At 42.0% G+C, this 19,830-nt stretch carries 20 protein-coding genes; 2 read left to right on the plus strand and 18 right to left on the minus strand.

Going from position 1 to position 19,830, the window contains the following annotated elements; all coding sequences use genetic code 11:
- The 16 genes from GZH31_RS18245 to dapA form a co-directional block, all read right to left on the minus strand.
- Entirely contained in the window at positions 1-552 is a 552-nt protein-coding gene (locus GZH31_RS18245; protein WP_036972104.1) for a DUF3261 domain-containing protein, read from the minus strand.
- Entirely contained in the window at positions 540-1,781 is a 1,242-nt protein-coding gene (locus GZH31_RS18250) for an NAD(P)/FAD-dependent oxidoreductase (protein ID WP_036972105.1), read from the minus strand. The genes GZH31_RS18245 and GZH31_RS18250 overlap by 13 nt, the downstream gene beginning before the upstream one ends.
- Before the next feature lie 3 nt (positions 1,782-1,784).
- Positions 1,785-4,004, minus strand: coding sequence for a transporter (locus tag GZH31_RS18255; RefSeq protein ID WP_180311666.1), 2,220 nt, complete (start codon positions 4,002-4,004; stop codon positions 1,785-1,787).
- Positions 4,001-4,522, minus strand: a complete 522-nt coding sequence (locus GZH31_RS18260; protein WP_074988763.1) for an outer membrane lipoprotein carrier protein LolA — start codon at positions 4,520-4,522, stop codon at positions 4,001-4,003. Before GZH31_RS18260 ends, GZH31_RS18255 begins: the two co-directional genes overlap by 4 nt.
- On the minus strand, positions 4,522-4,947 hold the full coding sequence (locus tag GZH31_RS18265) for a thioesterase family protein (protein ID WP_036972107.1): 426 nt from the start codon (positions 4,945-4,947) through the stop codon (positions 4,522-4,524). The genes GZH31_RS18260 and GZH31_RS18265 overlap by 1 nt, the downstream gene beginning before the upstream one ends.
- Positions 4,940-6,484 carry a histidine ammonia-lyase gene (hutH, locus tag GZH31_RS18270; RefSeq protein WP_036972108.1) on the minus strand — a complete coding sequence of 515 codons (1,545 nt, stop codon included), beginning with the start codon at positions 6,482-6,484 and terminating at the stop codon, positions 4,940-4,942. The genes GZH31_RS18265 and hutH overlap by 8 nt, the downstream gene beginning before the upstream one ends.
- 1 nt (position 6,485) lies before the next feature.
- Positions 6,486-7,454: an acyltransferase gene (locus GZH31_RS18275; RefSeq protein ID WP_180311667.1), complete on the minus strand. Its 969-nt coding sequence runs from the start codon at positions 7,452-7,454 to the stop codon at positions 6,486-6,488.
- Positions 7,454-8,191 carry a glycosyltransferase family 2 protein gene (locus GZH31_RS18280; protein ID WP_180311668.1) on the minus strand — a complete coding sequence of 246 codons (738 nt, stop codon included), beginning with the start codon at positions 8,189-8,191 and terminating at the stop codon, positions 7,454-7,456. Before GZH31_RS18280 ends, GZH31_RS18275 begins: the two co-directional genes overlap by 1 nt.
- Positions 8,192-8,194: 3 nt before the next feature.
- Positions 8,195-8,548 (minus strand): thioester dehydrase, encoded by a 354-nt coding sequence (locus GZH31_RS18285; RefSeq protein WP_051501863.1) that lies wholly within the window; start codon positions 8,546-8,548, stop codon positions 8,195-8,197.
- Complete coding sequence (locus tag GZH31_RS18290; protein WP_065979011.1) at positions 8,532-9,890, minus strand: class I adenylate-forming enzyme family protein; 1,359 nt, start codon at positions 9,888-9,890, stop codon at positions 8,532-8,534. Before GZH31_RS18290 ends, GZH31_RS18285 begins: the two co-directional genes overlap by 17 nt.
- Positions 9,877-10,443, minus strand: a complete 567-nt coding sequence (locus GZH31_RS18295) for a hypothetical protein (protein WP_180311669.1) — start codon at positions 10,441-10,443, stop codon at positions 9,877-9,879. Before GZH31_RS18295 ends, GZH31_RS18290 begins: the two co-directional genes overlap by 14 nt.
- 17 nt (positions 10,444-10,460) lie before the next feature.
- Positions 10,461-10,706: an acyl carrier protein gene (locus GZH31_RS18300; protein WP_054554554.1), complete on the minus strand. Its 246-nt coding sequence runs from the start codon at positions 10,704-10,706 to the stop codon at positions 10,461-10,463.
- A gap of 25 nt (positions 10,707-10,731) precedes the next feature.
- On the minus strand, positions 10,732-10,989 hold the full coding sequence (locus tag GZH31_RS18305) for a phosphopantetheine-binding protein (protein ID WP_036972123.1): 258 nt from the start codon (positions 10,987-10,989) through the stop codon (positions 10,732-10,734).
- On the minus strand, positions 10,986-11,771 hold the full coding sequence (locus GZH31_RS18310; RefSeq protein WP_036972125.1) for a 1-acyl-sn-glycerol-3-phosphate acyltransferase: 786 nt from the start codon (positions 11,769-11,771) through the stop codon (positions 10,986-10,988). The genes GZH31_RS18305 and GZH31_RS18310 overlap by 4 nt, the downstream gene beginning before the upstream one ends.
- Positions 11,761-12,474, minus strand: coding sequence for a beta-ketoacyl synthase chain length factor (locus GZH31_RS18315; RefSeq protein WP_074988759.1), 714 nt, complete (start codon positions 12,472-12,474; stop codon positions 11,761-11,763). The genes GZH31_RS18310 and GZH31_RS18315 overlap by 11 nt, the downstream gene beginning before the upstream one ends.
- A gap of 106 nt (positions 12,475-12,580) precedes the next feature.
- Positions 12,581-13,495, minus strand: a complete 915-nt coding sequence (gene dapA, locus GZH31_RS18320; protein WP_180311670.1) for a 4-hydroxy-tetrahydrodipicolinate synthase — start codon at positions 13,493-13,495, stop codon at positions 12,581-12,583.
- A gap of 159 nt (positions 13,496-13,654) precedes the next feature.
- Between dapA and GZH31_RS18325 the strand changes: the two genes are divergently transcribed.
- A complete protein-coding gene (locus GZH31_RS18325; RefSeq protein WP_036972129.1) occupies positions 13,655-14,308 on the plus strand; it encodes a DUF6058 family natural product biosynthesis protein in 654 nt (217 codons plus the stop codon).
- A 244-nt stretch (positions 14,309-14,552) separates the two neighbouring features.
- Entirely contained in the window at positions 14,553-18,332 is a 3,780-nt protein-coding gene (locus GZH31_RS18330) for a S8 family serine peptidase (protein WP_180311671.1), read from the plus strand.
- Between the two features lie 45 nt (positions 18,333-18,377).
- Here GZH31_RS18330 and dkgB read toward each other — a convergent pair whose 3' ends face one another.
- Together dkgB and GZH31_RS18340 are read right to left on the minus strand one after the other, a co-directional pair.
- Positions 18,378-19,193 carry a 2,5-didehydrogluconate reductase DkgB gene (gene dkgB / locus GZH31_RS18335; RefSeq protein ID WP_036972132.1) on the minus strand — a complete coding sequence of 272 codons (816 nt, stop codon included), beginning with the start codon at positions 19,191-19,193 and terminating at the stop codon, positions 18,378-18,380.
- A gap of 325 nt (positions 19,194-19,518) precedes the next feature.
- Positions 19,519-19,743 carry a hypothetical protein gene (locus GZH31_RS18340; RefSeq protein ID WP_206770714.1) on the minus strand — a complete coding sequence of 75 codons (225 nt, stop codon included), beginning with the start codon at positions 19,741-19,743 and terminating at the stop codon, positions 19,519-19,521.
- Between the last annotated feature and the right edge of the window lie 87 nt (positions 19,744-19,830).

Genomic DNA, 19,830 nt, shown 5'->3' on the forward strand with positions numbered 1-19,830 from the left:
TCAATTAACCCTTTGAAATATTATTTTGTAGTTTCGCTGATAATTTACGAGCTCTGTTTTTTCTTCTAAAAAACGGATCTCACTAATCAACTCATCACCTTTATAAAGCAAACGCTTTGAGTCTTTTGCAACTATTTTTAAACCATAAAGCTGCGAACTGAGTACTTCCACAGGCCAATGCACAAGCATTATATCGGCCAAAATATAGCGCGGGTCAAGACGCTCAATTGGCAGCATTTTTTTACTTTTAACGGGTCCTGAAATCGCTTTTTCCAATTGAAAAACAGGCACTCCTTGTGCGGTCATCACCACGAGGTTAATTCCACTAAGACTGTTAATATCGAGCTGTGCTAGTAACGTGTGGCTTTCATCGTTGTGACTGACTTCTAACACCTGCTGCCAATTATCTGCAACAAATGAAGCAGGCGGATCCATTAAATAAATCCCCGCATTGGGAGCAAGATCCACCCCTGCTTTAACTGCAAACTCACTTGCACAGCTCGCTAATAACAGGACCATTGCTGCAATGACTAACGTTTTTAATCTCGACATAGCTCAACCAAGGTATTCAAGCGTCGCTCGCTTTGTTTTACAAATGGATTATCAAGGTCCCACGCGTACCCTGCCAAAATAGCACTGATCATTTCTCGTACTTGCTGGTTTTGTTCACTGTAAAAAATCACATCTTGAAACGAAGTATCATACCAAGCAGCCACATAAGTTCGAAAACAGTTTACACCCTGCTGCAATGGCTCACTGTACTGTGCTTGAAAATCAACCTGTTTGCCCTGTAAGTAGTCATCGACTAATGGTGCAACTAATGATGCCGATTTTAACGCAATTGTGACTCCCGATGAAAATACCGGATCTAAAAACTCACCCGCATTGCCCAATAACGCAAAGTGTTCCCCATAAAGCGAAGCTACATTGGCTGAGTATCCTTTAATTGTACGTGCTTCGCCAATTGCAACTCTACGTGCAAGTAATTCACTTAAATACGTATCTTGCTCAATAAACTCATTTAAACAAGCTAAAGGTGCTGTGTCTTCAAATTGGCTAGGTTTTCCAACCACACCGATACTGGCAGTCCCATCACTGAATGGAATAAGCCAATACCAAATATCGTTATGTTTTGGATGCACATTGATCAGGATTTTTTCGCGATCAAATTTATCATCAGTAATATTGTCTTCAAAATGACTGAAATACGCCCAGCGTACAGGAAAATTTGATGGCGTTTCTAAATCAAGTAAACGTGGTAATACGCGGCCAAAACCACTGGCGTCTAATACAAACCGCCCTTTTATTTGGTAGCGTTGATTTTTTTCATCATCAACGGTGAGTAAAGCACCATCGCCATGGTCTGTGTACTCTATGACGCTGTGCTGATAACGAATTTCAGCCCCTTGTTCCATTGCGCCATCTGCTAAACACTTATCAAAATCAGCCCGTTTTACTTGAAATGTCGTACCAGGGCCTTGAGTAAATTTTTCGGTAAAGTCAATCGCCGTATGCTCGCCTCGACGTTGAAATGCAGCACCATTTTTAAATTGGAAGCCCAACGTGTCAGCTTGCTCTTTGACACTCTCAGCTAAGTTTGCTTCTGCAAGAAAGTGCATACACTGTGGCAGTAAGCTTTCACCAATTGAAAATCGAGGGAATACTTGTTGTTCTAGCACCACGACACGCCAGCCTTTATTCACCAGTAAACTGGCTGCAACGGCACCCGAAGGCCCTGCGCCAATAATGACGACATCTGCCTGTTGAATCTGATTATTCACCTATTATTTTTCCTTATTATTAGGTAATGCGACACAGAGCGGCGCTAACAAATAAATGCAAATCAGCCCCACTAACACGGTTAAACCAAAACTAAAAATAGCGGGCGTTTTTGATACCGCTAGCATACCAAATACCCACATAGAAGAGGCGGCAGATAAGCTAATCGCTAATACATTGCTCGGGGTTAACTTATTGATTTGATAAAACACTAAATAGTCGATTGCGAGCGCTAAAATAAGCAAGCATCCCAATAAGTTAAATATTGATAATTGTGTTTGAATTGCACTACAAAGCAGTAAAACGGCTGCTAATGTTAACCCCAATATTAACCCTTGCTGGTAAGCGACTTTAAAACCAAACTTAAAGGTAAACAATAACATGGCAAACGTGATAGCGATTGCAATGGTTACCAATAACGAGTGTGAGTAATCCTCTAGCCCCGCAGTTATCATGGCCACTTTATCGTACACTAGCAGCTCGCTTTCAACGCGAGCCCACTCAGCTAATTGCGTTTTATCGATACCCGTAACCATAAACCAGCTTGCAGCAAATTCGTTGTTTAAAATCACTTGATTAGCAATAAGAGGACCTAACGGTGAGTCTAGTGCAGCGTCCAGAGTAAGGATTGAATCTGACAACACTAAAGGACTGCCTGTCAATTGTGTGACAACATCGAGTGATGCGTGATGCACACGCATCTCATTGTTATTTTTTTGTTGCGTACCTGCACTCGGAACAAGGTCACTGAGCATCAATGCCTGACCACCTTGCTGCTTAATTTTAACTTTTAGTGCTTCTTGTTTAAGTAAAAGCTGCTCAGCATTTTCGGCAAACATGATCATTATTTGCCCATTATCTTTACCTAATAAAGACATGTGCAAGGCTTCGTTGTTCATAAGCACTTGAGGACTTGCATTGAGCAGCTTCACATCATCATTTAATACGGGAGGTTTTAACAGCGAAAACACACTGAGGCTAACGAGCAGTAGCAAGATGATCGCGACTTTTTGCCGATGAATAGACTTAAGCAGGCCACTTAATTTTTCCGCAAATTTTCCTGCCTCAACACTGATTGTGAGTCTTGCTTGCCAACTAGGGAGTAAAAGCCGTGTAGTGAGCCACGCGGTTATCAGTCCTGCTACAACAAAAACCCCAACCTGAGTTAATAACTGCACAGGCGAGAAAAATAAACTCGCATAGCCTAATGTTGTCGTCACTAAAGACAACAAAAGAGCAAGTTTAAGGCCCCGACTAAAGCCATTTTTATGCGTTGTTAAGTCCAGCATGCTATGAAATGCGTAATCAATTGCAATACCAATTAAGGTCACCGCAAAAACAAGCGTTAACACATGAATCTCAGCAAAAAAGATAGCCAAGGCTATGCTGCCACCAAGCGCTGCGCTGATAACCGTCACAGAAGCAAGCCATAATGCGTTAAACGACCTGAAAACCCAAACCACCATAATAATCAGCGCGATTAAGCTCAAAGTCCCGAACAAGGTCATTTCAAATTTTGCTTGTTGTGCATTTTCTGCGGTATGAAATAAAGCACCTGAATAATGTATACTGGTGTGTGGGTAATTCGTATGTAGTTGGGCAAGTTGAGCGAGCACATCATCATTTAATGCCACTGCTTGGTCTATCGAAAATGCATTATCGGCTGCGTGTACAAACAACATCAAATAGTCATTATCTAAATGGCGAATACTAATGCGGCCATCTGACATTTCAAATTGCTGTAATTGTGTGATTACCGAGGTTAAAAATTCTGCGGTACTTAAACTCGGATCCAGATTAATCGTACTCGATACAAAAGGATCGGCCACTTTACTCAATTGACTAAAATAGTAGTGCTGAAAACGACTCGCATCAGTTAATGCGTGTTGATAGCTTGGAGTCAACAAGTTGCCCGCATATTGACTATAGAACGTGGCAAGCTGTTCGACCTTGGGGACGCTAAAGCGCGGTGTGATATTTTTTTTAGCTAACCATGCAACCATTTCATCGTAAGCTTGCTCTTTATTTTCACCCGAAAATGAAAAGCTTAATTGCTGTTTGTTACTGGCAAAAAAGTGCGTTTCGAGCTGTTGGAGTCTAGGTTCTGACTGGGGAAGTAATGCCAAAATATCATTATTTAAGGCGGGCTGTTTTATGACAAAAACAGCAACCAATAAGCTCGCCATTACTGTTAACCAACCCAGTGTTACCCCCCAAACTTTCACTGTGGGCTTCCATCTTGTGGGTATGAAAAGCGCAGTAACGTAACATTGCCATTTATCTCTTGTAAACGCACGCTGTTAACGTTTTTTTCATCAGCGCACACTGTAAACTGGCTAAAAATCTGCTGGAGCGTTTCATCGTTAGGAAGTAATAATTGGCAATCATTGTCAGCGTGTTCACGGGTATCAAACTGTAAAGCCAGCGCCGCTTTATCGTGCTTTATAATCGCTTGTAAAAGGGCTACATATGGCTCGGCACCTTTTTGTAATTGCGCTTCACCACGCTCATTATAGGTATAAACTTGGCCTTGTTTTATGACTAGTTTACTTTTTATGGGTGACTCTACTTGCCAAATAAGTCCTTGCTCAGTAAGTTTGAATAACCCTTCAGATATAAACGGCTTAGTGAAACCTTTGAAATGTTTTTCTTGGCTAAAAGTGCCTTGCTTCAGACCAACTTGGTTTGCCATAAGTGGCCAAGCCATCATAAAACACAGTAACATTAATAGGCTATTTCGCATTACATCACCTTTTGCAGCTTGTCATGCAACACGGGGGGAGACACAAATTGCATGTCTTTAGACTCAATATCAACCGCCACCTGAATCGTCGTTGCTTTGGTGAGCTTTTTCCCCGTTGCGACATCGCTAATAACATAATCAATACGTAAGCGAGTTTCGTACTCTTTTAAATACGCATCAACCCTAATTTTTTGAGTAAACAATGCTGAGCCCACATACTTAATGTGCATATCAATGATTGGCCATGCATAACCCGACGCCTGCATTTGCAAATAGTCATAATCAAATAAACGCAGTAATTCACACCGCGCTACTTCCAAGTAACGCGGGTAATTACCATGCCATACCACATTCATTGGATCGCAATCATGAAAAGGAATTTCAATCTCTACATGGGTGCTTAATAATGCGCCACGACTATGCATATAAACTCCATCGTTTGGTTTGAATCGCATCAACAGTAAAACGTAATACGGCTTCTAAAGGACGATCTTCATCAAGCAGTGGGAAAAACTCACTAATATCTTGATACATGGCCTGCACATCGGCCGTTAAACTAGTAAATTCAAGCTCGCCTTGTGCAATACGCAAACGTAAACCCTGAATACTTGCTAACAGCGTGCTTGCAATCACTTGTTCTGTAAGCTGTAAAATACGCAAACAATCGCGCGCTGCAATCGTACCCATACTCACTTTATCTTGGTTATGACACTCGGTTGAACGTGAAAACACACTCGCTGGCATAGTCAGCTTTAATGCTTCAGCCGTATAAGCACTGGCACCAATTTGCACAGCTTTAAAGCCGTGGTTAATATAACGACGTTCGTCGTTACTGCCCGATAAGTTCGATGGCAAACCGTTGTTGTAACGCGTATCAACTAACGACGCAATTTGACGATCGGCTAAATCAGCTAAATTAGCAACCGCCGTTTTCATCGTATCCATTACCATTGCTATATGGCCGCCGTAGAAATGACCGCCATGGAGCACATGCTCTCCCTCACCATCGATAATGGGATTATCATTTGCCGAATTAAGTTCATTTTCAATCATTTGCCTGAACCATGGCAGGCTATCTTGCAGTACACCAATCACATGAGGCGCACAGCGAATTGAATAACGGTCTTGTAAGCGATCAGCATTTCGAGGGTGTTCAACATGATTTAAATCCCCTCTGATCCACGCTGCAACCTGCTGTTGCCCGGGGTGAGGTTTTACAGAAAATAGTATGTCATCAAAGTGGTGGCTATTCCCTTTCAAAGCAAGGCTGGCAAGCGCCGTAATACGACTAGTTAATTGCGCTAAATACGCCGCTCTGTCGAAGGCTAAACACGCCAGCGCAGTCATAACTGCAGTGCCATTCATCACTGCCAACCCTTCTTTAGGGCGCAGTTTCAATGGGGTTAAACCCAATGATTTCATCACTTCTAAGCTGTTTTTAATTTCGCCTTGATAGTATACGTCGCGCTCACCGACCATCGCACCAGCAACGTATGACAATGGCGTTAAATCGCCACTTGCTCCCACTGAGCCTTCTTGTGGAATAACCGGTACGATATTGTGATTTAAAAAGTCTTTTAGCAGGTTAAGCATGTCCCAGCTAACACCTGAATACCCTTGTGAAAGTGACGCTAATCGCGTGGCTAAAATGGCACGTCCTTGCTCAGGGGTAAACATACTTCCCATACCGCAACCATGAAAACGAGTAAGATGAAGAGGTAATTCATTCACCAAATCAAGCGGCACTTTAACGGTCACAGAATCGCCGTAGCCCGTAGTTACGCCATATATAACGCCATCATCTTCCAAAAGCTTGTCTAAAAATGCTACAGCACTGTCGATTTTCTTGGCAAATTGATTGTCTGACGTTAACGCGACAGCTCCTTGCTCTAACGCAATATGAACAATATCTTCGATAGATAAACGTTGCTTGCCAAATGTTGTAGTAGAGTGCTCTGGCACCTTAGATCTCCTTGTTTTGGTCGCGAGACACGTGCTCGTCATTTTGCCAAAAGTCATAAAAATTAAACCATTGATATGGGTATGCGGCAGCGTAATAGCTTAGCCTTTGAGCATAATCGCTGACAATCTTGTGTAATGTCTGTTGCCTTGTTTTACGCGGTAGAACAAGTTTATCAGCGTATTTTTCAAAAATAACACGATAAAATACTTTGCCATCGGCCGTCTTATCTTTTAAACAAAACAAATGAAAAACAGGGCAATCTAATAACGCAGCTAGAATAAATGGACCTTGAGAAAAAGGAGCTGGTTTTTCTAAAAAATCGGCCTCGATGACACGCCCCGCTGTTGTCGTACTGGTTCTATCGCCCACAATTACAACTATTTCGCCTTGCTCAACTTTATCTTTAAGCATTATTGCCATATCAGGGCCTAAGTCTGTCACTTGAATTAGGTTAATTGCGACATCTGGGTTGATACTTTTTAAAAGTTTATTAAATTCCACGGCATGATGCGTAAATACCAATACATTAATCACTTTACTTGAGCGGTGCTGACTTAAAGCGCGGCACACCTCTAAATTACCCAAGTGTGAACCAATAAAAATGGCACCTTGCGCGTGTTCGTCAAGCTCTATGAACAACGCCTCATTGGTATAAGAAATGTTACTTTGGGGTATACGCGCAAGCCACGCATCGATTTTGTCAAAGGCGCTGTCCGCAAAACAACGAAAGTGTCGAAAGCTGTCTCGCCACGTCACTACTTTGTCATTACCATTAACTTTGCGTACTTGCGTTAAAAAGGCATAGGATGCGCGGCGCGCGGTTTTACCTGTTAAAAATAAATAAAACACCACAGGAAAAAGGATAATCCAGAGCCCTTTTCGACCCAATATACGGTAGCTAAATAACAATATTTGCATACCCAGTCGATTGCCGCGCTCTTGCATTTTTGACCAGTGCTTTGCAGCCATTAACCCACCACCTTTCGCCAAATAAGTAGGGGCGAACGTAACAGCATGCCAAAGAACAAACGCGTGTGAAGCCATGAAATCCCCAAATTATCATGTAAAGCGCGAAAGTGAGAAACGCCGTTTTCGGGGTAAATAACCTGAGTGGGTAAGAAGGTAACCTTGACACCTTGCCAGTAAAGTCTGACCAATATTTCAATATCAAAGTCCATGCGTTTGCCAAGCGCTTGCTTTGCCATTAATTGCTTTACTGCGGTGAGTGGGTACACCCTAAAACCACACATTGAATCGACAATATCAAAGCTCAATGTTTCAACCCACACCCAAAAGTGAGTGATGTATCGACTCAAGTAACGATGTTTTGGTACTGAGCTGTCATATATTGGACAACCACTGATTACATTGTTTGGCTCGTTATTACTTAACTCAATGAGTTTAGCAATATCGTCTAGTGAATGCTGACCATCAGCATCCACCTGAATTGCATGACTAAAGCCGTGTTCATGCGCATATAACAACCCAGTTTGTACAGCGCCGCCTTTGCCCTGATTTTCTGCGTGTGTAAGTACCGTTAAATCGTCATATTGTTGCTGTAAAGACGCAAACACTTGCTTTGCATCATCGCAACTCCCATCATCCACCATAATAATCGGTAGTTTTAATGCATTGAGTTCTAAAATCACGGTTGCGATAGCATGGGTGTGGTTATAATTAGGAATGACAATACAAAATTGATTCATTGTTTATTCGCAAAACACTATTCGACCAGACGCATGCTGGCCCTTATCTGATTGATAACTAAATACACATTTGCCTTTAGCATTGCGCTCAAGGGTTAAATTTACGGTCATATTTGGCGTGGTGACGACCTGAAACTTTAACACTTCTAAATCTTGCACCTGTGGACCAAACCCAAGGTACTGCTGCGCATATTTCACAGCCCAATCTAACTGCACAACCCCAGCTAAAATGGGAGCATCAGGGAAGTGCCCTCGAAAATAATCTAAATCAGCCGTAATCGTTAACGCTAGACTAACGCGGTGCTCTGTTTGCGATAAAACCGCCACCTGTGGGGTGACTTTATTCAGGCTTGGCAAAATACTGCTCCAGTGTTTTTAAACTCAACTTTGCTTGACTGTTAAAAGGTAATGCATCGATATAGCGCCACTTGCGAGGTAAACAAACACGCTCAAATCGGTTTGACAAATACGCTTGCAGGGTACGATTTATGACTAATTTACCATGTTCTTCAAGTTCATGACTGGCCTTATCCGTGAGCACAACAACAGCCCCAATTTGAACTCGTTTGCTTGGCAGAACAACCAGCTTAGCCTCTTTCACCCACTCGTGACTGAGTAAAAAGCATTCTAGCTCATCAAGGTTTAAGCGTTTTTCTTCTATTTTAATGGTTCTATCAATACGCCCAAGGAGCTTAAATTGCCCATTACTATGCACAATAGCTCTGTCATCTAATGGGTAGTTCGCATGTTCTAGAATAGATGAGTCAAGCATTAAGCGTCCTTCATGGTTAACTGACAAATGGTTACCATTAAAAGGCTGCCAAGGTACATCAACAGCGGCTTGAGTGACTTGCCGATAAGCAATTCCCCCCGTTTCAGTACTGCCAAACACTTGTGTTACCGGTCGTGCAAGTTGCTCACACAACATTTCGGCTTGTTCGTTATTTAAAGGACCACCCGATGAAAATAACCATGTCAACCTTGCGCGCTCTGGTATCAGTACATTATCCATGCACAATCTGCCTAACTGCGCGGGGCTTGATACAAGCACAGCATGCTGAATATGCTGCAACTTTTGCGCTATGTGTTCTGGATATTGAATTTGTTCACTGTCAATAACCTGCCCTTTTACAAGTGGCCAGAGTAAACGAAATAACAGACCATAAATATGCTGATGAGAAACTGTCGCCAAAAATGTAAACTGGCTTGGCAAATCAAACGCCATAGACAGAACCGATAACTCACGGTTGAGTACCCGCCATGGCTTCACTACTGGCTTAGATTGCCCTGAAGAGCCCGAAGTATAAAAAATAACGGCGGTTTTCGTTGGCCACTGTAAGCGTGGCAAACGGCTGTGAGTGTGCTGTTGGCTTAACTCAAGATTATTAAACACAATGCGGGTGTCTAATTCACGTGCATCACCCGCAAAAATAGGCGACTGCGCTAACAGGAGGCGCAACGTTTCCGGCTGACCATTTGGCGGCAAAATAACATTGTGCCCGCTGCAGGCGAGAGCAAATAGACGCACAGCAAATTGATACGTATCTGGGTGAAACAACACCACATGGCTGGTAGGTTTTAATCCCGCTAATTTGTGTTGAAACGCACTGATATCAGCAAAAAACTGCTCACGGGTTATGTGTTTTTCTGCAACAACAAACGCTGAATCTGGGTGAAACTGTAGGTTACTCGCCACCATTATTTTTTACCTTTTGTCTAACTAGCCATTCCACTAGCATCAAAATAGCTATCAAGAGATAGGCAACCAAGCCATTGTAAAGTGTCCACACTGATAATGACGCGAATAGACTGGTGTAGAGCGCAACCGTACCGTTTAAAATAAAGAAAACGCTCCAAATTTTAGTCACTTGGCGCGTGTACCTTACTCCCTTACTATCTAGATCGGGCTCTTTTAAACGGGCGAAACTTTCAATCACTGTTGGCCCCTGTCGCAATGAGTAGATAAATGTAATCGCCATCACGGTGTTAATGATCACAGGGTATAATCTTAAGCCTAATTCGCTATTAAAAAACGGCGTAGTCGCAAGCGCCACAATTGCCAAAAATGACGCAGGTTTGAGCCAAGGCATTGTGCTTGTCAATTTTTGGCTCAACATTAACCTTATCGCAAGTAATGCGATTAAAATTAAGCTTACCTGCTTAATCGAAACATGCTGTAATCCAAAATACACAATAAATGGGTATAACGATAAGCACACTAAGACCAATGTTGTGGCGATTGCTTTAAGCATATGGTGTACTTTATAGCTTAAGAAACGAGCTTTTCTACTTCATTTACAACATCTTGAACTGTACGCACTTGCTTAAACGCATCAGGTTCAATTTTCTTGCCCGTGATTTCACGCAATTTCACTACTAAATCAACGGCATCAATACTATCAAGATCTAAATCTTGATAAAGGTGTGCATCTAAACTGATGTCATCAGCGTCAATTTCAAATTCATCAACTAAAATGCCCTGTAAAACGTTGTAAATATCAGCAGCGGTTTTCATGCTTTTTCCTACTTCTAAGTCTGTATTATGATGTGTGTTGGTTTATAAAATTAGCGAGTGCATCAACAGATGCAAAATGTGCTTTTGTTTGTTCTGAGTTGGCATCAATTTTTACGTTGAACTCTTTCTTAATTGCAAGACCAAGTTCAAGAGCATCAATGCTGTCTAAGCCTAAACCATCAACAAAAAGAGGTTGATCATTTTCAATATCATCCACGGTAATATCTTCAAGATCTAAGCTGCTAATGATTAGTTGTTTTATTTGGTTCTTTAGTTCAGTCATAGGTGCCTGAGTTCCTCTGAAAAGTAATGCTGTAAATCACGGGTTAGTTGGCGTGCTTGCATTGCAGGTTGTTCGTTATTATAAAATTTATCGCCTGTAAAGGCGTGCTTTGCAAAGCGCATAGTAAAATGAGCTTTTGTAGGAGCAACACGATACCAAGGTGTGTCTTTCGTTAACGTACTTGGTTTCATATTGATCATGACAGATGTAATCGGTGCTTTGCAGCGCGCAGCTATGTTTGCCGCTCCTCGTTTAAACTTAAGGGGATCACCTGGCGTTGTTCGCGTGCCTTCTGGAAATATTATCAGGTTATTGCCCGCAGCCAATGATGCTTCGCACTCATTTAATAACTCCTGAGGATCTTCGTTGCTAATGTACCCAGTCCCTTTTATAACACCGCGCATAAATGGGTTTTTAAATAAATGCGCCTTCACCACACAATCGGCATGTTTAATCACCGAAATAAGCACAACAACATCAATTAAAGAGGGGTGATTTGCCAATACTAGCTGGCCTTTTAACTGACTAAAGCGCTGTTTATCTTCAACAGAAAAATGGATAACGCCCATGTAGTGCATCAGAGCAACAAAAAATTTAAAACTATAATGTACGGTGATACGCGCTTTTTGTTTTTGCTTGTGCTTACACGGTTCAAGCACTCGCTGAAGTGGCAACACCAACAACGTTAAAACGACACCACCGACACCAAACACAGCAAAACAAAACCCTGTTGCGATAATGCGCCAAATTTGATTGAGTCGCTGAAAAAGTTTAGCCACCATAATGTTGAAGCATCCAAGCTGATTGTTGATGTGAAAGTAGTGCACTGGATTCCTTGCTTGATAAAGCCTGTGCTAATTGGATGCTCAAAGGTAAAACTGAGTCCGTATTACCGGCATCAGTGCTGCCCGATAATTTAGTTAACTCAAAATAAGATTCGCCTTCAACGTAAGGAGATAATACAAAAGCCACACTGTGATCGATTTGCTTCTCATCTGCAAAAGGTAAATACTCTTCAGGCAGCACACTTTCAGTGTGCGCTACTAAAATACAATTTTCGATACCAGATTGAATACGGGCGTACCCATCGATCAGGTTGCTTATTACACTGTCTTGACCACCGGCAATCGCATTCATAGGCGCGGTGTTATTTTTAATAATTGAAAAAATACCGGTCGCAGCATTATGCACACTGAGCCCAAACGCTGTAGGTGACAGCGGCTCTTCTTCAACAAGCGCATGTAACAAATGGGCCGTCTTTGGCAGATCACCATGACGAGAAGAAAAATTGATAGCAATGTGTGAATGTTCAGCTTGTGCTTGTTGCAAAGTATGCAAGGCCATTTTCATAAAAGGGCTGAGTCTTCGCCGTTGCATAGGTGCAACCCAACTGAGGTCGAGGTCGCAGTATGTATGTTGGCCTAGTTCTGCTATTTGCTGCTCGGGTGCAACCCATAAACACAAATTATTAACAACAAATTTCACAACTTTTATTCTTATAACGCCAAACGATTGCTAATTTTACCCATTAGCAACAAAAAAGTAAAACGTTGGCGCTTAAATGTATCCAAAATTAAGCGCCAATTCATTTTTAGCGTAAAATAACATCATTTTCGGCTAAAAGTTGAGCTTTATCTCCCACAATGTCAGCAACATTTAGTTCATTAATATAGCCTAAACCCACTTCTTGTTGTGCAGGTGATAACGGTACGTAGGGTAAGCGGAATACCGGATTGACGGCTCCCGTCATCATTAATGCTGTGTTTATTGCGATTGGGTTTGGCTCACAAAACAACCAGTTCATTAATGGCTGTAGCTTGGTGTTTAATGCATCATTTTTTTCGTCCATTAATTGACGAAACAAACCTGGGATCAAGTTAGATGTCACTGAAATAACACCGTGTGCGTTATAAATATGACGCGCATCATGGCTTTCATCATCATTACCTGACCAGCATGCAATACCTTGTTTTTCGTAATGTGCAATACGCTCATTGCCACCACACTCTTTAACACCAATAAAGTTTTCGTGCTGCGCTAACGGTTCAATAATATCAGGGGTTAAATCTTGCCCTGTGCGCCCTGCTACGTTGTAAATAAATGCTGGGCCAATATCAAGTAAACGCTTAAAGTGCTCTTTTACTCCAGCCAATGAAGTACGTCCATAATACGGGTTAATTTGCAATGCTGCGTCCATTCCCGTTGCAAAACCATATTCTGTCGCTTTGATAGCTTCGCGCGTGTTATTGCTACCTGTGTTACCCACAATAAGTAAACGAGATGAGAATTTACTGACACTGTGTGCAATAAGCATCAAGTGCTCTTCCCAATTCATTAGTTGGCCTTCGCCGGTTGTACCACCTACGATAATACCGTCAACACCCGCTGCGATTTGTTGTTCAACAAGGTCATCATAGCAGGCAAGATCAATTTCACCATTGCTTAGGTAAGGCGTTTTAATTGCAGTGATCAAGCTTGCTTGTTTAATTGTTTCTAGGCTACGCATAACTATTTTAATGTTTGGAAAATTTGCGCTAGTTGTATCATAAACACAGGCAATTTCCGAGTAATGTAACGTAATAAATAAAAAACTTGTGAAATGGACAAAGTTAAGACAAAATTAAATACTGTACAAATAAACAGTATTTATTGTGAGTGACTGATAATGCAACTTTCTAAATTCTTGGCAACCTACTTTTATACCACAGAAGAGCTGTGTCAAACCCTCTCGATTGATGAAGATACACTGGGAGCATGGCAGCAAAGTAGTCTATTTCCAAAGCCGAGTTATTGCTTGCAAAGCCAATTAGAGTGCAGCTCTTATTCTGGCATTTACCAATGCGAAGAATACCAAGACTACTACCCTCGCGGTGCCGCAAGTTGGGGTCAGCTAATCATCAAACATGATATTAACTCATCATGCCAAGCTTTTAATTATTTTGCCCAACATTATTCGGCACAATTAAGTAAGCTCACTGAGCAAGGCTTTGCAATAGATGAAGAATTATTTGGCGCTGAAATTGACGAGCATTTACAACAAGTGTGGCAACAATTCTTGTGCAGTAAATATGGTGTCTTGACCCAAAATGGCTTAGTAGAGGAAGCTGTTCAGCTTGATGTCGCCAAATTACTTATTGATGATATCACCGAACTACGCACTAAAACGGGCTTATCTGCTGATGAACGCCAAGCTCTTCATAAAGCATTAAAGCTAATGAACCGCGCATTGAGTCATGGTACAGGCAACGAAGGTAAAAATACGCTTCGCTATCGTTACATTGATAGCGTGGTTGCTAAATACGATTTATCGGTAAAATAGAGACAAACACTCCCTTTCCTCTTCTGAAAATGAAGGGTAACTGAACACCTGAACAAGGTTGCAACAATGTATACATTGTTACATTTTGGTTAATACACTTTGGTGCATTTGTTTTGTAGGTTTTCATCTTTTTAGTCGTTAGATTGATGTAGTTGAGTTATTTCTTTTGTCATTTTTGCAGTTTTGACACCCTTGTAATAACTCCTCTATTCAAACTAATCACATCATAATAAAGGATAAATAGATGAAACCTTTTCCAAGGCTGGGTCGATTAAAAGCGACCTACTTGGCTATGCTCGGTTTGAGCTTAGCGCAACCAGTAGCGGCACAAAACACTGCTTTTACAAATAAAACATCCGCTGATGCCCTAACATTTACGTTAATAACAGGCGATAAAGTGTCTGCCATTGTTAATAAAGATGGCCAATTAGGCGGTATTCGTCTGCTAAATGCTGATGGCTCTGATGCCTTCACCAGTATTTTTAAACGGGGAAATAATACGTATGTAGTCCCTGCCCATGCGCAAGCATTTGTTGATTCACAGGCAATTGATTTAGAACTTTTCAACATCAACAAATTGTATGAATCGGGTTACGACGATGCGTCTACTAATGCTTTACCCGTTATTGTTGAATACCGAGACGGGACGTTAGCCGGCAGCGCCGTGCCTAAAGCATTGTCTGGCATGTCATTAACAGGTGAAATTGAACTAATCGACAGTGCAGCCTTTGCTATCACAAAAGAAAACGCCGCTAAAACATGGCAGTCTCTTATTGCTGAAGCAAATGTTGAAGGTATTTGGCTAGATGCCGTTGTCCATGCTCACAAAGTAAGCAGCGCCAATACGCTGACCCCAACGGTGCCATTAACGGGCGCTTACGGTCAATCAGCTATTAATTATAATGGTGCAGGCATTAAAGTCGCAGTGCTTGATACGGGTTACGACATTGAACACCCAGACCTACAAGGTCGCGTAATTGCATCTCGCGATTTTACTTATTCAAGCAATGGCGTTGATGATATTAATGGTCACGGAACTCACACTGCTTCAACGGTTGCGGGGAATGGTCATGAATCAGATGGTAAATGGGTGGGTGTTGCACCCGCTTCGGATCTCATCATAGGCAAAGTACTTAGTAATGTGGGTTCTGGTTCAACATACGGTATATTAAGTGGTATGCAGTGGGCTGTGCTTTCTGAAAATGCCGACATCGTTAATATGTCTTTAGGTGGTACAGCTACAACGTGTAGTGGCCCACTTGTAGACATGGTTGAGGCACTTAGCGACAAAGCATTATTTGTTATTTCTGCTGGTAACAGCTTTACGCGCGAAACGATCGGTTCACCCGGTTGTGCCCCAAGCGCACTGACTGTTGGTGCAATAGACCGTGAAGGCAATACAGCGTCGTTTTCATCACGCGGCCCGTCACCTGATGGTCATTCAGCAAAGCCTGATATCGCTTCGCAAGGCGTATCTGTTGTTGCTGCAGCATCAGGTGGATTAGGCGAAACAGCCTATCGTGTTTATTCGGGTACTTCTATGGCTGCACCACATGTTGCTGGCGGTGCAGCTCTGGTTATGCAGGCGCGCGGTGACTTAACACCAAAAGAGTTAAAAGACGTGCTTACATCATCCGTATTTAGCGGTGATTCACACGTGCTTGAGCAAGGTGCCGGCGCAATGAACGTTGACCGCGCAATTTCACAAGCTATTGTAGCACCCGCAAATAGAGAGCTTGGCTTTTTCCAAAACGCTATCAATGATGAGCTTACGCATACACACGTAACCTTAACAAACACGTCTGATACCGACATTACGCTGAAACTAAAATTAGACCTACTTGGCGAAGACGGTAAAACGCAACTTCCAGCAACACTTGCTGGCTTAGATGCAAAATCAGTGACTGTTCCAGCGAATGGCGAAGCACAAGTACCTATGTGGATTGACCCAAGTGTTGCACTTAATAACGGTGCTTACGGTGCCATTACAGGCCGTATCACTGGTACAACGGTCAGTAATTTAGACCAACAAGTTACTGTGCCTGTATCATTCTGGATTGACCAGCCTCAGGTTAATTTAACCGTTAACCTAACAGACCGCTGGGGGCACAATGCAACGTCACCATCAAAACTTTATTTAATTAATGAAGAAGATGATTGGGGCAGTATCGTTAGATTAAATAACGGTAAAGCCGATATCAATGTACCTGCGGGTTATTATACTTTAATCGCAAATATCATGACGTTTGATAACCCTGACTCTAACTCAGGACTTGTTGAGTCAGCGGCACAAATGGCAGTGCTTAACAAAAAAGTAGATGGCGCGACTGAAATTAACTTTGATGCGCGTAATGCACAACAAGTGACCTTTAAAGCAGAACAACCCCTTGATCCACAAGGTTACTCATTCGGTTTTACATACGCACTTGATGATGAAAAATCAGCCAAGTTAGCGGCTATCGAGATGGCGCCTGACTATGTAAATGATATGTATGCTTGGTCACAAGGTCATGACAGTCGTTTTCGCTCATTTATTACAACCCGTGCAGTTGCACCAGAAACCACTGTAAAAATGCAAAATGGTGTCGAGTTTGATTACATCAAACAAGGCCTTGCATTATCGTTCCATGGTGAAGGTTCAGCAGAAGTATTACCTGTTGGTGATGCCGGTTATAGTACCGACTGGAGCCAATTTGATCTTGATGGAAAAATTGCTTTAATCGCAAACCCTAACTACCTAACCAATTACATGGTCGGGAATGCAATGAAGCATGGCGCTACGGGTGTTATTTTTTATCGTCCGGGGCGTGAAGGCCGATACAAAGGCAATGTGACTGGTACACCAAAAGTGCCTGTTATTGGTATTAGCTCTGAAGAAGGCGAAGCGCTAATGGCCGAGATTGAAGCGGGTAATAATATTATTACTTGGTCAGGTGTTGCTGCTGAGCGTTCACCTTATGCTTATTCAATCAACCACATTACTGATGGCCATATTCAGTCTGGTCAAATTAATATTGCCGAACACAAAATGCATAAGATTACGGCGACGTATCACTCACAAAATGATGAGCGTCCTGCATGGACCGATGTCATGGCAATGACCAACAGTACGGGAGAGTTTTACTCAACGGGCAGCACACAATTGATCATGCTTCCACAAGTACGTGACGAGTATTACACCGCGACAGCCAAAAATGGCTGGACAAATATTGTCATGCCTAACCATAAAATTGAAAGCGCTGGGGCTTATTTTGATGGGCCAAGAGCAATGACTGAAGGTGCACAAGAGACGACCTCATGGTTCAAAGGTCCACGTGGCGGTGCTTTAGGTAGCAGTGGCGCGCCTATTATCACGCGTGATACCAACGTGCTTCATTTTAACCTTGCCTCGTTTGGCGATGCAGCTAATCACGATGGTATTTTTGGTTATATTGGCAGCTCAGCGTTTGGCTTAACTTTAAATGGTGAGCCTGCATCTCCTACAGAAGGGGCATTAACACTTGAACCAGGCGATCATCAAATTACTCTAGGAATGCGTTCATATGCACGTGGTGTTGGCGAGCGTTCACCTGTAAATGATAGCCTTGGTTCACTGTACCTAGGTTATTACACCTTTACTGCTAACGAGTACCAACAAGGTGTGCAACCCGTACTTGTACCTATGATTGATTTACCTGTTGACATCAACAACACAATGTCAGTAGGTGAAGAAGCAAAAGTGAAGCTCACAGGGCTACTTGATGGCGTCGGCGACGTTGCATTAGCGAATGTGCAATTCCAATATGCATACGGTAAAGAATGTACCATTGAATCGGTGCCTGCTTACATCTACTGCCCTGTGTCAGAAAAATTCTCAACAGAGAACTGGCAAGATGCGAAAGTAGAACAAGTGGATGGTGAATGGACAGCCACAATTCCAAATACAGGGAATACAGGTGAGTTTGTTCACATTCGAACAGTGATCTCAGACTATGGTTCAAGCTCAGCAGAGCAAATTACCATGCGTGCCTACATGTTGAAATAGTAAACGCTAGAAGAGTAAAGCCGCCATTAAGGCGGCTTTTTTACTTTAATAATCCCAATCAGGTGCAAAATCAGGATTGGCTAGGCGCTTATGTTTGTCAAGCGCATCAATTCTGTCTAAATCCTCGTGATCAAGTTTTACGGAATCATCAAAATTGTCCGCTAAATTTTCTCGCTTCGTTGATGATGGAATCGTCGTCATCTTATGTGCATTTATCCACGCAAGGACAACTTGAGCAGGGCTCGCATCATGCTTTTTAGCTATATCAACAATCACGTCGTCTTTTAGCACTTCACCCACGGCAAATGGCATATAAGCCGTAACATGAATACCCTGTTGCTGACAAAAAGCGCGTAACTTCGTGTTCGTCAGATAAGGGTGTACTTCAATTTGATTAGTAAATATTTCCCTCGCGTCAAGGGTCTGCATGGCCTCTTTTAGATTAGCAATTGTGAAGTTTGAAACACCAATGTGTTTTGCTAAACCCAGCTCTTTTACTTTTTTGAGCTCGGTTAAGTATTCACTCATTTTTTCTCCGTTAGACGCAGAAGGCCAGTGAATAAGTAATAAATCAACATAATCGAGTTGAAGCTTTTCTAAACTCTGCTTTACGCTCTCAATAAACTGAGCGCTGTTAAGTTTGTCATTCCAAACCTTGGTTGTAATAAAAATCTCACTACGAGGCACAGAGCTGTCTTTTATCGCTTTACCGACGTGCTCCTCATTACCATAAATTTGCGCCGTGTCGATGTGTCTAAAACCGATATCGAGTGCCATTTTCACTGAATTGTAAGCTGTTTTTCCTTCTAGGCGAAACGTACCGATACCTAAATCAGGCATTTCAATAACATGGTGTGACATAACCTCTCCTTTTGAAGTATTGGTTATACCAATTTGCTTAATTAAGAGCGCTATTTTGACGCAGCTAATCTCAGATTTAGCAGCTCAAAATGATTAAGTATTACTGCAAATTGGTATGATGAGCTTACTTACTTCACTGAGGCCAAAATATAAAGTTTCAAGGTGGGTTTTAAAATTAGTCAACTTTTTGGGCGAGATAATGAGTAGTAACTAAGCATTACTAAACATGCCTATCACCATGAGAGTGAGGAAAACAAACAGTTTTTAAGCTGGGCTAGCAATGCATTTTATATTTTAAGTCATACATTAAAATGTGATTAAAAGTCTAATCTAGGTGCTCATATTGACCACGATACACTTCAAAGGTTTTCACTACCGTATGCTGTTCTTTCGTTAAGTTATCAAACCAAGTATCAAAACGTTCATCGTCTTCTTGTTCACTCAAAGCAAGATACTGCGCTAACAGTTCAATGATATCGTTATGGCTAAATAATAACGTATCGACGCGGTGTGCAAGTGTAGAATGATCCTTATCACGAAGCGTATTCATTACATTTTGGTCTAACTGCTCAGTTTGAATTTCATCGTTCACTGCCTTACTCCTTCTCTTTGTATAAGCGCGTATACCTAGTTATAA

This window comes from Pseudoalteromonas sp. JSTW (genome assembly GCF_013423925.1).
GTDB classification, from domain to species: Bacteria; Pseudomonadota; Gammaproteobacteria; order Enterobacterales; family Alteromonadaceae; genus Pseudoalteromonas; species Pseudoalteromonas lipolytica.

Coding starts and splice junctions, on each gene's coding strand:
- GZH31_RS18245 (WP_036972104.1), bottom strand. CDS start 552: ATGTCGAGATTAAAAACGTTAGTCATTGCAGCAATGGTCCTGTTATTA.
- GZH31_RS18260 (WP_074988763.1), bottom strand. CDS start 4,522: ATGCGAAATAGCCTATTAATGTTACTGTGTTTTATGATGGCTTGGCCA.
- GZH31_RS18265 (WP_036972107.1), bottom strand. CDS start 4,947: ATGCATAGTCGTGGCGCATTATTAAGCACCCATGTAGAGATTGAAATT.
- GZH31_RS18275 (WP_180311667.1), bottom strand. CDS start 7,454: ATGGCTGCAAAGCACTGGTCAAAAATGCAAGAGCGCGGCAATCGACTG.
- GZH31_RS18280 (WP_180311668.1), bottom strand. CDS start 8,191: ATGAATCAATTTTGTATTGTCATTCCTAATTATAACCACACCCATGCT.
- GZH31_RS18290 (WP_065979011.1), bottom strand. CDS start 9,890: ATGGTGGCGAGTAACCTACAGTTTCACCCAGATTCAGCGTTTGTTGTT.
- GZH31_RS18295 (WP_180311669.1), bottom strand. CDS start 10,443: ATGCTTAAAGCAATCGCCACAACATTGGTCTTAGTGTGCTTATCGTTA.
- GZH31_RS18300 (WP_054554554.1), bottom strand. CDS start 10,706: ATGAAAACCGCTGCTGATATTTACAACGTTTTACAGGGCATTTTAGTT.
- GZH31_RS18305 (WP_036972123.1), bottom strand. CDS start 10,989: ATGACTGAACTAAAGAACCAAATAAAACAACTAATCATTAGCAGCTTA.
- GZH31_RS18310 (WP_036972125.1), bottom strand. CDS start 11,771: ATGGTGGCTAAACTTTTTCAGCGACTCAATCAAATTTGGCGCATTATC.
- dapA (WP_180311670.1), bottom strand. CDS start 13,495: ATGCGTAGCCTAGAAACAATTAAACAAGCAAGCTTGATCACTGCAATT.
- GZH31_RS18325 (WP_036972129.1), top strand. CDS start 13,655: ATGCAACTTTCTAAATTCTTGGCAACCTACTTTTATACCACAGAAGAG.
- GZH31_RS18330 (WP_180311671.1), top strand. CDS start 14,553: ATGAAACCTTTTCCAAGGCTGGGTCGATTAAAAGCGACCTACTTGGCT.
- dkgB (WP_036972132.1), bottom strand. CDS start 19,193: ATGTCACACCATGTTATTGAAATGCCTGATTTAGGTATCGGTACGTTT.
- GZH31_RS18340 (WP_206770714.1), bottom strand. CDS start 19,743: ATGAATACGCTTCGTGATAAGGATCATTCTACACTTGCACACCGCGTC.